The sequence below is a fragment of the Mogibacterium sp. CM50 genome (assembly GCF_000293155.1).
In the GTDB taxonomy this organism is placed as follows: Bacteria; Bacillota; Clostridia; order Peptostreptococcales; family Anaerovoracaceae; genus Mogibacterium; species Mogibacterium timidum.
The window spans coordinates 100,021-113,647 of the sequence record NZ_ALNL01000019.1; the positions used below are offsets into that span (position 1 = coordinate 100,021).

Annotated in this window: 7 protein-coding genes and 1 CRISPR repeat array; of the genes, 5 read left to right on the forward strand and 2 right to left on the reverse strand. The window is 41.1% G+C overall.

Translation table 11 applies throughout. The features are described 5' to 3' along the window. Positions 1 to 35 precede the first annotated feature (35 nt). The 4 genes from cas4 (at position 36) to HMPREF1152_RS03065 (ending at position 5,612) form a co-directional block, all read left to right on the forward strand. Positions 36 to 527 carry a CRISPR-associated protein Cas4 gene (gene cas4, locus HMPREF1152_RS03050; RefSeq protein ID WP_009643614.1) on the forward strand — a complete coding sequence of 164 codons (492 nt, stop codon included), beginning with the start codon at positions 36 to 38 and terminating at the stop codon, positions 525 to 527. A 10-nt stretch (positions 528 to 537) separates the two neighbouring features. After that, positions 538 to 1,530, forward strand: a complete 993-nt coding sequence (cas1b, locus tag HMPREF1152_RS03055) for a type I-B CRISPR-associated endonuclease Cas1b (RefSeq protein ID WP_009643621.1) — start codon at positions 538 to 540, stop codon at positions 1,528 to 1,530. 5 nt (positions 1,531 to 1,535) lie between these two features. After that, complete coding sequence (gene cas2, locus HMPREF1152_RS03060) at positions 1,536 to 1,814, forward strand: CRISPR-associated endonuclease Cas2 (protein WP_009643682.1); 279 nt, start codon at positions 1,536 to 1,538, stop codon at positions 1,812 to 1,814. 452 nt (positions 1,815 to 2,266) lie between these two features. Next, positions 2,267 to 4,145: direct repeats of the CRISPR family, unit length 30 nt; unit sequence GGTTTAATAGAAGCATATTGAAATGTAAAC. Positions 4,146 to 4,841: 696 nt separating this feature from the next. Further along, the gene (locus HMPREF1152_RS03065) at positions 4,842 to 5,612 is read left to right on the forward strand and encodes a hypothetical protein (protein WP_009643677.1); all 771 of its coding nucleotides are present in this window, start codon (positions 4,842 to 4,844) and stop codon (positions 5,610 to 5,612) included. Positions 5,613 to 6,046: 434 nt separating this feature from the next. On the opposite strand, the gene HMPREF1152_RS03070 is transcribed toward HMPREF1152_RS03065, so the two are convergent. Both HMPREF1152_RS03070 and HMPREF1152_RS09950 read right to left on the reverse strand, forming a co-directional pair. Beyond that, positions 6,047 to 7,255 (reverse strand): IS256 family transposase, encoded by a 1,209-nt coding sequence (locus tag HMPREF1152_RS03070; protein WP_442852103.1) that lies wholly within the window; start codon positions 7,253 to 7,255, stop codon positions 6,047 to 6,049. Between the two features lie 159 nt (positions 7,256 to 7,414). After that, a complete protein-coding gene (locus HMPREF1152_RS09950) occupies positions 7,415 to 10,942 on the reverse strand; it encodes an ABC transporter ATP-binding protein/permease (RefSeq protein ID WP_009643667.1) in 3,528 nt (1,175 codons plus the stop codon). A gap of 526 nt (positions 10,943 to 11,468) precedes the next feature. On the opposite strand from HMPREF1152_RS09950, the gene HMPREF1152_RS08930 reads away from it, so the two are divergent. Continuing rightward, a partial coding sequence (locus HMPREF1152_RS08930; protein WP_156791947.1) for an FMN-binding protein occupies positions 11,469 to 13,627 on the forward strand: 2,159 nt, incomplete at its 3' end.

The following is a 13,627-nucleotide window of genomic DNA, read 5'->3' on the forward strand; positions in this document are numbered from 1 at the left end:
GGGGATAGTTGTATCAAACAAGGAGGATGAAATATATGAAAGCTGTCACCGGAGCAATGATATACTATCACTATGTATGTGATCGTAAACTATGGTATTTTTCACACCAACTTGATATGGAACACACGAGTGATTTAGTTCAAATTGGAAAGCTTATTGATGAAGAATCATATAGTAGAGAAAAGAAACATATCATGGTAGATGATATGATAAGCATAGATTTTTTACAAAGCTGGAGAATCGTCCATGAAGTTAAAAAATCAAGAAGTGTAGAAATTGCTTCGATTTGGCAACTTAAGTATTACATGTGGATACTTGAGAATAAGGGAATAGAAATCGAAAAAGGAATTTTAGACTTTCCTAAAATAAAAAAGAGAGAGGTAGTTCATCTTGAAGATAGAGACAGGAAAGAAATCGAGAATACTTTGGATGAAATTAAAAGAATTGTAGATATGCCACAGCCACCGATACTTGCTAGAAAAAAGATATGTTCAAAATGTGCATACTACGAATTTTGTTTTATTTGAGGAGAGTGACATGAACAGAAATTACTACATTTTTAAAAGTGGAACACTTCAACGAAAAGATAACAGTATAAGGGTAGTAACTGAAGATAAAATTAAGAAAGACATTCCTTGTGAAACAGTCTCCGATCTTTATGTATTTGGCGAAATAAATCTGAATACCAAACTTTTAAATTTTTTGGCGCAAAAGGAAATTTTATTACATGTATTTAACTATTATGGATTTTATTCGGGCTCTTTTTCACCGCGAGATAAAAATGTGAGTGGGTTTTTACTCGTGAAGCAGGTAGGACATTATTCCGAGTATGAGAAAAGGCTTATGCTTGCAAAAAAGTTTATTGATGCGGCATCATATAATATTTATAGAAATGTGAGATATTACAACGGGAGAGGTGTAAATCTGGAAGGAGTTCTTAAAGAGATAGCATTGCTTAGAGAGAAATTGAATCGGACAAATAGTATTGAAGAGTTGATGGGAATAGAGGGGAATATCAGGAAAAAGTACTATGAATCATGGAATGACATTATTAAACAAAATGTCAATTTTACAAAGCGCATAAAGCATCCGCCTGAAAATATGATAAATACTTTATTGTCATTTGCCAATTCTTTAGTGTATACAACTGCATTAGCAGAAATATATAAGACACAGCTCAATCCGACAGTAAGTTATCTGCATGAACCCGGGGTGGCAAGGTTTTCACTTTCTTTAGATATTGCAGAAATATTTAAGCCGCTTATCGCAGAGAGAATGATATTTTCATTACTTAATAAAAATATGATAAGTGAAGATGATTTTGAAAAAGAATCAAATTATTTATATTTAAAAGAATCTGCAAGAAAAATCATAGTGGAAGAATATGACAAACGACTTCAGCGTACTATAAAACACAAAGAATTAAATAGGGACGTATCATATAGATATTTATTCAGACTGGAATGTTATAAATTGATTAAGCACTTGACCGAAGAAAAAGAATATGAAGGGTTTAAGATATGGTGGTGATATGAATGTACTGTATTCTAGTCTATGATGTTGAAATGGATGAAGTCGGGGCAAAAGTATTGCGAAATATATTTAAGATATGCAAGAAGTATTTGACACACATACAAAAGTCTGTTTTTGAAGGTGAGTTGACGGAACTGCAATATATGAGATTGCAAACCGAGTTGTCAAAACACATACGAAAGGATGTAGATTCGGTGATTATTTTTAAAAGCAGGAATGAAAAATGGTTAGAAAAAGAATTTTGGGGATTGGAAGACGATAAGATGTCTAATTTTCTCTGAAAAGGGAACCATCAATTACTTTACAGGCTTAAAGTATTCTGCGTAATCCTCATCGGTTGAAGCGTTTCAAAGAAATAAAATAAGTTTACGTGTTTGCTTGAAAAGTTATTAAGTCAATGGACTTTGTATAGAACTAAATGTTCAATGAATATTGCTGATTATAAAAGCGAAGTGAACTTGTACATGATAAAAAATAATAACTTGTATAATTTATGGAGCTTGGGTAAAATGGCATCGTAAAGTGGTTATTTGTATTGTCAAAGATGTCGATGTGTAGTAATGTAAAAACTGCAGTACTTCGACAGAATTCTATTGGATATTGAATTTCCAACATCCAATAGAAATAATTAAGGCCATGATCTTAAAAATTACAGTGTCGAAATTGTATAAAAAAGGAAGTAGACAAAAAATGCCCGTCGAAGCGTTGATATAACAGCATAGTAGAGCAACGGGGTTTAATAGAAGCATATTGAAATGTAAACATGCTTGAGCCTTTCTCTGTTGGTGTTATCCGCGAGGGTTTAATAGAAGCATATTGAAATGTAAACATAGTGTATCCAGCGGAACGGTCGTAGTCGCCTAGTCGGTTTAATAGAAGCATATTGAAATGTAAACATAATTCTTGTTGTTGCTGGAATTGTGGCACTCGTTGGTTTAATAGAAGCATATTGAAATGTAAACATGAATCTAAAATCAGGGCGCAAATGAAAGAGGCTGGGTTTAATAGAAGCATATTGAAATGTAAACTTCTCAATCCTTTCAAATATTTGCGACTGGTACACGGTTTAATAGAAGCATATTGAAATGTAAACGTTACATACTGGTGTTTCAAAAATTGCAGCTTTAGACAGGGTTTAATAGAAGCATATTGAAATGTAAACGAAGGAAGAGTTGTAGAGATATATGGGCCAGAGTCATGGTTTAATAGAAGCATATTGAAATGTAAACGTTTTTATGAGCTGGTTGCATGAGGTTAGTGAACTGGGTTTAATAGAAGCATATTGAAATGTAAACATGTTAGATAATGGTAAGTTTAAGGGTTGGGTTTGCGGTTTAATAGAAGCATATTGAAATGTAAACACTAAGTATGCAATTGATATGGACTCGCGTTCAACAGGTTTAATAGAAGCATATTGAAATGTAAACTCATTAGCACAAACAGTAAGTAACAGTGAAAAAAGGGTTTAATAGAAGCATATTGAAATGTAAACATCGGATATAGCTGGAGAATCAAATATACCAATACTGGTTTAATAGAAGCATATTGAAATGTAAACAACTTGTAAACTCGGCTGTAAACCGATTTTTTCGGGGTTTAATAGAAGCATATTGAAATGTAAACATACAAATAGTGAGGCTCTTTTATTTCTTCTAACCAGGTTTAATAGAAGCATATTGAAATGTAAACGATTCCTTACGAGTTACACTATACGAATGTGAATGGGTTTAATAGAAGCATATTGAAATGTAAACTTTGAATCTAAATTTGATTCCAATCCGCAAGGAGATAGGTTTAATAGAAGCATATTGAAATGTAAACTTGTTATAGCTTTGATCCATGTCAATGTCCCAGCCCGGTTTAATAGAAGCATATTGAAATGTAAACGTAGCATTTACAGGAAGCGATATCTTCACATTTTCAGGTTTAATAGAAGCATATTGAAATGTAAACTTGCAGATGTCTACTGTTATCAGATTGCTGTTGGGGGTTTAATAGAAGCATATTGAAATGTAAATATGAAGGGCGCGGCTAGATACGAAGTGGCATTCGAGGTTTATTTAATAGAAGCATATTGAAATGTAAATACAAAAGATGATTACATCCCCCGGTTGTGCCTCACTGGTTTAATAGAAGCATATTGAAATGTAAATGTCATTTTCTCCGCGGCTCGCTTCGCCTCGTCAAGGGTTTAATAGAAGCATATTGAAATGTAAATCAGGTGATGAGCCTATGTAGTTAATAACCTTCTCCGGGTTTAATAGAAGCATATTGAAATGTAAATACCGAACCGATTAATGCTCTTGATTTCAACAATCTGGGTTTAATAGAAGCATATTGAAATGTAAATATGTGAGTGGCATTGAACTTAAGCCAGAAAATGAAAGGTTTAATAGAAGCATATTGAAATGTAAATTTTTCTCGCCCTGTATTCTTGTTTAAGCTTCGGAATGGTTTAATAGAAGCATATTGAAATGTAAATCTTTTTTTCTGTCAAGCATTAGCTGCCTGGTGAGCGGTTTAATAGAAGCATATTGAAATGTAAATCTATCTTACAGGCAAGAGCTTAACTATGAGCTTTCGGTTTAATAGAAGCATATTGAAATGTAAATATGAATAGAGAGGTGTTACAAATGAAAACTAACTACGGTTTAATAGTGAGCATTCACTAACTAGACTTTCCTTTGTGCGTTTTTGCACCGATTTTCCAAGGCGCACATACTGGCTTAAGTTTAGAGTCATCACTCTAACAACGAATTGTTGAGAATACACTAAATATATGAATGTATAAATCCCCGAGAAATACGGGAGAAAGGGAAAGTCTAATCTCCCAAAGTGGACAGGGCTTACCAATACATGGACATATTTCAACTTTTTTCGAGAATATGTGGACGAATTCAACGTATAACATTACAATAGAACGGACGGTGTATTAATAAAAGCCTTCGCAAGATTAACTATGTGAAGTCAAGTGATTTTTGAGAATAGAATAACGATATGACACAACAAACAAGCAAGGCTGACCTTAAAAAATGTCAGTCGATATCATTTCTGTGAGACGAACGATTTGCTGTGCTTAGTATGAAACGTCATGCATTATCAACTCATTAACACTTAGATATAGAGCTGTGGTTATAGCCTTTTAAACAAACAGTCAGCAATAGGGTTCTGCTGTAAGAGCTGATATTAATCCACAGCATCTGCATGGAAGTATATGAATCATATAGAGAAATTCGAGGTAAGGAAAAAGAAAGGAAAATATTGTGAACTTCCCTATGAGTTCAATATGCAATTTACAAGGAGCAACAATGAAGACAATATTTGACACTCAGAACCTGACGTTTGAGAACGTAAAGTATTCCCTGACAGTTCGCCGCGACAGCTTCAGCTATGAGCATAAAACCAAGGGGGTGCTCAACATCAAGTTTGATGATCTCAGGCATATACATGTTACCGGATATACCAACTCGAACAGCAGCTATACACTGACTTTTTATAGCCTGGACACTTCTAAGAAAAGTGTTGATATCATGCTGGATGTCAATCCGTACTATGAGGGGCACAACATCAGGGAGACCAAGTCGCTTTTGATTGCATTCGCAGCGCACAGGTTGACGAGCGATTTTCCTAACAATATAGGTGACCACGTCATAACTATAGCGCAATCGCTTAAGGAAAAGCAGATCAAGCTCAGGAACGACATGATTATCGGTATGAAGCACGAGGTGAATATCAACGATATCCGTCGTGTAGTATGCGTTGCACCGGGTCCGGTCAACAACTTCGCGATTTACACCAGCGATAAGAGGAGAGGTCTTTTGGATAAGCCGGACATGGTAGTGCCGGTTACATCAGTCTCGGCACCGCTGCTCGAGGCAATCATGACCAAGAATACCGGACACGGCATAGATTTTAGCCATGGCAACAACTGGGATCAGAAGACATCTGAGTTCATCATCCCCAGATTCATGGATCCGGGCTTCTTCATCAGTGAAGATGGCACGTTCAAGGAACCTTGGCAAGAGATTTGTTACGACAGAGTATGCATGTATGGGTATTTCATAGATGCACTGATCTAGCATCTGAAACAGTATTGTGTGATATTATGATTATATGATTATGCGAAATTATTATGGGAATTTATTGATGTTGTGACGACGAGAAGACTGCTGGAAATGGTTCATACAATTATATGGGAAGAGTATAAAGGAGCAGGCTGTAAGATGACCTGCCCCTTTTTTTGCTATTTATTCTATCAAGATCAAGAGTCTCTCCGGACATTTTCGCAGTAAGAATGGCGGTAAGAATGGGCGCATCATGTTGCTTTAAATATCTATAGTAAGTAAGGAATCGTTGAGAAGAGACCGTTTCAAGTTTTGTGTAAACTATAAAAACTGATATAAGATTTATTAATAGTTACGAATGGGCAGAGCCGATTTTGGTTTCTGCCCGTATCTGCATTATACAGATGTTTTTAGGTATGTCAATATGACCTGCCTAAAACAAGTCTATCCTACAGGTTTCTTCCTTCCAGATGTTCTTCAAAATAGATTTCCAGCTGGGAATGGATCTGTCCCCAATCCTGCCTGTGACCTGTCCATTTCTTGCTGATATCCATAGTCGCAAGATACAGCATTTTTAGCAGGCTGTCATCTGACGGAAAAACGGTCTTGCTTTTGGTTACCTTCCGAAGCTGGCGATTGAATCCTTCAATGGCGTTAGTGGTGTAGATTAGACGTCGCACAGCCTCAGGATACTTAAAATAAGTGGATAATGTGGTCCAGTTATCATGCCAGGATTTATAGATTTTTGGGTACTTTAGATCCCATTTATCCTTGAACACTTCCAGTTCATTTAAAGCTGTCTCTTCAGTCGGAGCTGCATATACAAGCTTTAAATCTGCCATCAGCTTTTTGATATCCTTGTATGAAACAAATTTTGTTGAATTGCGAATCTGATGAATGATACACTGCTGAATCTCTGTCTTGGGATAAACAGCCTCAATTGCCTGTGGAAACCCATTTAAACCGTCAACGCATGCTATCAGGATATCTTCCACTCCACGATTCTTAAGTCCATTCATGATGGAGAGCCAGAACTTGGCGCTTTCGTTTTCTCCGACATACATACCAAGAACATCTTTTTTACCGTTCATATCTATGCCAAGGGCAATGTAGACTGCACGTTTTACAATACGTCCCTCACTACGAACGTGATAGTGTATAGCATCCATAAACACTACAGCGTACACCTCCTCCAAAGGACGTTCCTGCCATTCTTTTACGATCGGAAGTATTTTGTCCGTAATCCGGCTGATTGTACTATCAGAAATAGCGACATCGTATAATTCTCGCATATGGGATTCGATATCTCCGGTAGTCATTCCCTTTGCATACATTGAAAGTATTTTTTCTTCCATGTCCTGTGTTACGGTGTTTTGGTACTTTTTAATAAGCTGAGGCTCATACTCACCGTTACGATCCCTTGGAATAGCTACATCCATATCTCCGTAACTTGTGTGCATGGTTTTGCCGGAATGTCCATTTCGACTGTTATCGGTTTCTTTGTTTCGATAATCATACTTGGAATAGCCTAATTCCTCATCCAGCTCTTCATCTAAAGCACCTTCCAAAAGAACAGACATCATGTCTCGCATGATGCTGTTTACATCGGCACCATTTTTGATGCTGATATCATTATTTTTCAGATAATCACGCATCATTTCTCTCACCGCTGCTTTTTGTGGACTGTCTTTTCTTCTTGCCATAAAATAACCTCCATACTGAGTGATTTTATCCTACATCAGTTTGAAGGTTTACACAAACTTTGGTATAGACCCGTTGAGAATGTATATGCATACATCAAGATTGCACCTTCCGGCTTACGAGATCCGCTCACTCCTGAGCTCCACAACTTCATCGGCAATGGACATTGTCGACGGCCTATGTGAGACGATCACAACTGTCTTGTTCGCTCGGCTTTCGGCAATAGATTTGAGTATCAGTGCTTCGTTGAGCGCATCCAGATTGCTAGTCGGTTCATCAAGCAGCATAAGCGGAGCATCGTGTAGGAATGCTCTCGCCAGCCCGATGCGTTGCTTCTCACCGCCGGACAGGGTGTCACCGAGTTCGCCGGCCTTAGTTCTATAGCCCTGTGGCAGCGTCATGATGAAGTCGTGGATTCCGGCCTTCTTGGCTGCGGTTTCTATCTCGTCCTGAGTGGCACTTAACTTGCCGATAGAGATATTCGTAGCCAGAGTATCGTGGAAGATGACTGTATCCTGCGTCAGGTAGCTCTCTGCAGTCCTGAGATCGTTTGTGTTGACGCTTCGGATATTTCTCCCGTTTATAACTACGCGTCCCGACTGCACATCCCAGAAACGCATTATCAATTTGAGCAGAGTCGACTTGCCGATTCCGCTTGCACCACCGATGCCGGTTACACTGTTAGGTGCGATTTTCAGCGAGATTCTTTCCAGCACGACAGTCTTACCGTATGCGAAGGTCACATCCTCTACGGCTGCGTCCTCGTACACCATAGATTCGCAACCGGAGACTTCTTCGACCTCCGGTATTTCTTCCAGCAGTGACAGCACTCTGTCTCCGCATGCCAGAGTCTGGTTCAGATTGTTTGATAGTGATGACAGTGCTACGACCGGTCCGAACGAAGCCATCATGGCAAGCGTGCAAAGTATCATTTCGGTGCGAGTCGCACTTCCGGAATTGCTGAAATTCATCATCATGAGCAGCATCGTCCAAGAGAATGCTTGAATCATCAGATTAGTGAACCCGCGTTGTGATCCCTCGTATTTGCTGAGCATCAATTGCAATCTTGAAAGGTGTCCGGAACGCTGATTCATCTCGCTGAGGCGGACAGCTCCCATACCGTACTGAATAGTCTCATCCAGTCCGTAGAGATTACCGAGTGCAAAATCGTTCAAAAGTCCCATCTCGCTCCTGTACGTTGCTCCGCTGTGTCCGCTTCGTCTGCCGTTCCAGATCGGGATAAACACACCTATTGTCAGATAGGAGATGAGCGCAACCAGTCCTGCGGCCAAGTTCAGCCTGCAGATAAATATAATCATAAACAGCGAAGTAATGAAGGCGATGAAAATAGGGGAGATAGTGTGTGCGAAGAATACCTCGAGCAGTTCGATGTCCGAGGTGATGATTTGCAGGAGATCTCCCTTGTCACGTCCCTCGAGCTTGGCAGGGCAAAGGCGTCTCAGAGCTGCAAAGGTCTGATGCCTGATCAGTGCCAGTATCCGAAACGCTATGTAGTGGTTGCAGTACTGCTCACCGTAGTGCAGGATGCCGCGTAGCAGTGCAATTGTCATCAGGCAGATTAGCAGTGTGCGTGGAATTCCCGTGGATAGCGCATAGCCTGCGATTACGGTCAGGAATATCGCGCAGAGGAAGCCAAGCACCCCCAGCGTTATACCAAGAAGCATGACGCCTCGCAGAGGGCGGATGAGGCCGATGAGTTCAGACATTATCCGGAAGCCGCTTCTTCTAGGAGCAAGCACCTTGGAGATGTGTGCGGTTCCGTCTGTAGGTTCATTGAGAGTCCCTGTATTCATATGCTTAAAGCGCTTATCGTCCGGATTATTGCCGTTGTACAGACCGGTATAGTTGTCGCCGTTATTGTAAGCTTTCGGTTCAGTTAGCGAGTCGCTTCGCTTGCTGCTTCCGGATCCGCTGCTTACATAAGATTCAAGTGCTGCCTGTTCGCTATATAGCTTGGCATATGGACCTCTATTACCCAGCAGCTCGCGATGCGTGCCTGATTCAACGATACGGCCATGCTCGAGCATGTAAATCTTGTCGCTGGTTGTGATATTTGCGAGCCTGTGCGAAATCATCAGGACAGACTTGGTGTGAGCCAACTCGTGAATGACATCGAGTATCATCTGTTCGCTCTCGGCATCAATGTTAGATGTGGCTTCGTCAAATATATAGACAGGCGTGTCGTGCAGTAGTGCCCGTGCAAGCGCCAGTCGCTGGCGCTGCCCGCCGGAGAGGTTAGCGCCGTCAGCAGCTAACTCGGTGTCCAGCCCATTTTCTGATTCTATGAAATCCAGCAGGTTGACCTGACGCAGTGCACGAAGCATATCTACGTCGGAGGCGTCGCTGTTGCCCTCAAGCAGGTGTTCTCGTACAGTGCCTTTAAAAATCCAGCTGTGGGTACCGATATATGTGATATGCTCCATCAGTGTTGCCTCGCATAGCTCCTGTAAATCTATTCCGTTCACAGCAACGCTGCCGGAATACCTTCTGTGTCTGCCCATGAGGATGGATGCGATGGTGGATTTGCCGGAGCCGGAGACGCCAACTATGGACACAAATGAACCGGATGGAATATCAAGACTGATATCCTCAAGAACCGTGCGGTCATCTGTATATCCAAACCCCAGATCCTTGACGGAGATATGCAGTGGCCCGTTTGCGAGCGTTTGCCCGTCGGAGTCCGGCTCAGGGAGATCGAGAAATGCAAATATTCTGTCGCTCGCCTTGATGCCGTTCATACCGATATGAAAGAAGCTGCCGAGAAGCCTCATAGGCAGGAAGAATTCAGCGGCTAACAATATAGTGAGAAACATGCCGGTAAGAGAAATCGCACCGACTCTGTATTGAAGAAGGGCAGTGATGATGCCGACAGCTGCACCGCCGTATGCGACCAGATCCATGATAACAGTGCTGTTGAGCTGCATAGAGAGAACCTTCATGGTGACACGTCGGAACTGTTCAGCCTCACGATCCATGTCGTCAGCAGCTGCCTGGTCGGCCTGATATATCTTAAGAGTAGTCATGCCGGAGAGGCGTTCAAGGAAATGGTCTCCGAGCCCGTAATATATTTCAAAATAGTGCCCGAGTATCCGTTTAGCTACCGACATGACTAGTCCCATAACTACTGGAATAAGTGGAACAATAGCCAGTAAAATTATTGCAGCGCGCATATTGAAGCTGATGATGGCGCAGAACAGAGTTAGAGGAGCGAGCACCGAGTAGAACAGTTGGCTGAGGTAACGACCGAAATACGTTTCGAGCTGCTCGACCCCTTCCCCCTGCATTTGTACAACCTCGGCGGTGCTGATCTGTTCGCGGTATGACGCTCCCAGACGAATCATCTTCTCGTAAATCCTAGTCCGCAGCACCCGTTTGATGCCTGATGATGTGAGAAAGCTGACTTTTGTATACTTGATATCGCAGATATAGCGAATAGCTATACAGATTGGAACTGCGATTAACAATCTGAAATCAGAGTCGACGTGAAAGCTGCCGGCGAGAATGCGGGCAGCGATATAAGATAGAACGATTTGAGCCAGCAGTGAAATCCACTGCCATAGCACTTGCATGGCGATGAAACGCTTTGCTCCTTGCAGCAGTGATAGCAAACGAGTTTTAATCATATAACACGTATAATCCAATCATCGAGAATGGTGATTGGATTTGTTCCTTTCTCCCGGATTCTTCCGAGGCATTCAACTCCATCTCTGATATATTCTTGTTATGCGCTGTGGTTCTGTATCTATATCACTACAGCTTCGACAAGCATGAGGTGACTCACCTCTAAATATCAGCACAAATTGGTCACATTTCCCAATCCTCGGATATCGTACGTCATGTGTGACCTTGCTTAATAAATATAGCAGATATAAGTTATATACCTATATTTTTTACCATAAGAGGATTGTACATTAAATTCGTCTAACTCAAAAGCTTCACTTCACGATATTACAATATAGTACTTCCCAGACATAATATAAACTTTACCAAAAAAGTAAAATATTACTTCAAAAGTCATTGCACATCTACAAAGAATCCCGTACAATAATATGCAGTTAGTTTGAATAAACTAACTTTTGTAAAATCTCTCTAACTTACATAAAATTTATTTTAACACACTAATTTAAGGATATTGAAGGAGAAGGAGAAATGATGAAAACATCCGGTATTAAGGGAGTTCTTGCTTTCATTGTCGCGGCGGCTGTGACAGCAGCCATGGCGTACTCGGCCGCACAGGTCATAGATAAGCATAACTCCATTGCCAAGCAGCAGGCCAAAGAAGCTCAAACTATAGGCTCTGAAGTTTCCACAGAAGACCTTAAAGATGGAGAATACGAGGGTACTGCAACCGGTTACGGCGGACCCCTTACTGTCCGCATCACCATCAAGGATGGAAAGCTGACAGATATCAAAGTTGTGTCTCACACAGAGACTCCTGAGTATTTCAACAGAGCTTCTGCTGTAATAGGAAATATTCTGAGAAGTGGCAATGTTAATGTCGACTCTATTTCAGGTGCGACTATTTCTTCAAATGCAATCAAGAAGGCGGTTGCTGATGCTCTGCGCAAGGCTGGATCGAAGCAGCAGGCTAAGGTAACGCCAGTCAAGAAAGACTCTAGATCCGCTAAGGGAAGAAAAGGTAATGTAGCAGGAACTTTTGCAATCGGAAGTGCTAACCTAAAAGATGGTGTATATATTGGATCAGGTCAGGGTTTCAATGGACCAATTAGAGTTCGTGTAACTGTTTCTGGTGGTAATATTACCAATGTCGAGATACTTTCACACAGTGACGATGCACCCTTCTTTAATCGTGCAAAGGCTGTTATAGGTAGACTGCTAGGACGTCCAGGCAAGAGTGTAGACACAGTCTCTGGAGCTACATATTCCAGCCGTGGAATCATCGATGCGGTGAGAAATGCACTTGCAGGTGCTGGCAAGACTAACGTCACCAATACTAGCAAGCCTAGCACAGGTGACAAAAAGCCAAACACAGATGATACAAACCCATCGGTTAACCCTGAGACGGGAGAGCCAAAATACGTTGATGCAGCTCTTCGTAAGCACTATCCGGGAGATAAACTCAAGGATGGAGAATACACTGGAATTGGTATCGGATACCTTAATCCGGGCGGAATTAAGACTTATATTACGGTAAAGAATGGCGAGATATCGAATCTAAGGGTCGGCGTAGGTGACGATTATCGCGATGACATGGGACCATTTAGAAGCCAGGCAGAGAACGTGATACCGTTCCTGCAGGGCAAGGAGGGTCGCTGGAACATCGCTAAGATGGGATTATATCGTGAGTATTTCGAAGCGATAAGGAAAAGCAGTAATCCTAAGGCTAAGGTCAAGGATCTCCTTGGCGATAAGTATGTCGATATGCTGAGCGGTCTATCAGGAAATAACACTGTATCTGATATAGCTCTCATGTCACGTACTGTAAAGGCTTATATGAACGACCGCTATGAGGGCAAGAAGATGTTCGATAGCGTGAGCGGAGCTACGATAAGTGCGAGCGGAATTTCGGCGGCGACAAAGGAAGCTACGAATAAGTCGGCTAGCGATTATAAGACTAACTCTGATGTAAAGGATATTTCAATTATTGAGCCAAAGACTAAGACAGTAGAAGTTAATAGGGGTGATTCTGTTGACTTCTCGGAACTTAAGGTTAAGATTGTTAAGAAAGATGGCTCTGTTAGGGAAGCAGAGTGGAAAGATTTTGCAGCCAATGGACTCAGCATCACAGATGAGGATGGCAAAGCTATTGAAAATGGAAACGACCTAAAATCTTATGGTGATAAGAAAATAATAAAGGCAAAGGTTATTCACAAGCAGTCGCTCTCGTACGACAACTTTAGAATCCTCGTTGGACGTTACAGCAAGGATTACATCGTTGGACTTGAATACAGTAAGGATGGTTCGAAGTGGTACAAGGTGAAGAATATTAAAAAGGATCCTACTGATAACCGTAAAATTGATAACCAACAGGTCGTTGATGCGCCTTTATCATTCGAATTTGAAACAGTTAAGCTTCGTGTTGTTTCAAAGAGTGGTCATCGCTATGAGTATACACCAGATAAGAAACCTGTAAATAAGAAGGTAAAATATACCCTTAATAAAGATGAGAACCCTAATACACCTAAGATAATCCATGTAGAATTTCAGTTGTCAGGTACAGAAGCGGATAAAGAGATTGTTGATGATAATGGTAGTGGCGGAGGTGGCGGTGAAGAACCAGCACTTCCAGAGGTAGAGGTTGACAGCAAGATAATCGAGACATCACTTGATGAGCCAGGTAGACCAAA

Bases quoted from the DNA above. Each gene is read 5' to 3' on its own strand.
- HMPREF1152_RS03070 (WP_442852103.1), bottom strand. From the start codon at position 7,255: ATGATGCGTGATTATCTGAAAAATAATGATATCAGCATCAAAAATGGT.
- HMPREF1152_RS03065 (WP_009643677.1), top strand. From the start codon at position 4,842: ATGAAGACAATATTTGACACTCAGAACCTGACGTTTGAGAACGTAAAG.
- cas4 (WP_009643614.1), top strand. From the start codon at position 36: ATGAAAGCTGTCACCGGAGCAATGATATACTATCACTATGTATGTGAT.
- cas1b (WP_009643621.1), top strand. From the start codon at position 538: ATGAACAGAAATTACTACATTTTTAAAAGTGGAACACTTCAACGAAAA.
- HMPREF1152_RS09950 (WP_009643667.1), bottom strand. From the start codon at position 10,942: ATGATTAAAACTCGTTTGCTATCACTGCTGCAAGGAGCAAAGCGTTTC.
- cas2 (WP_009643682.1), top strand. From the start codon at position 1,536: ATGTACTGTATTCTAGTCTATGATGTTGAAATGGATGAAGTCGGGGCA.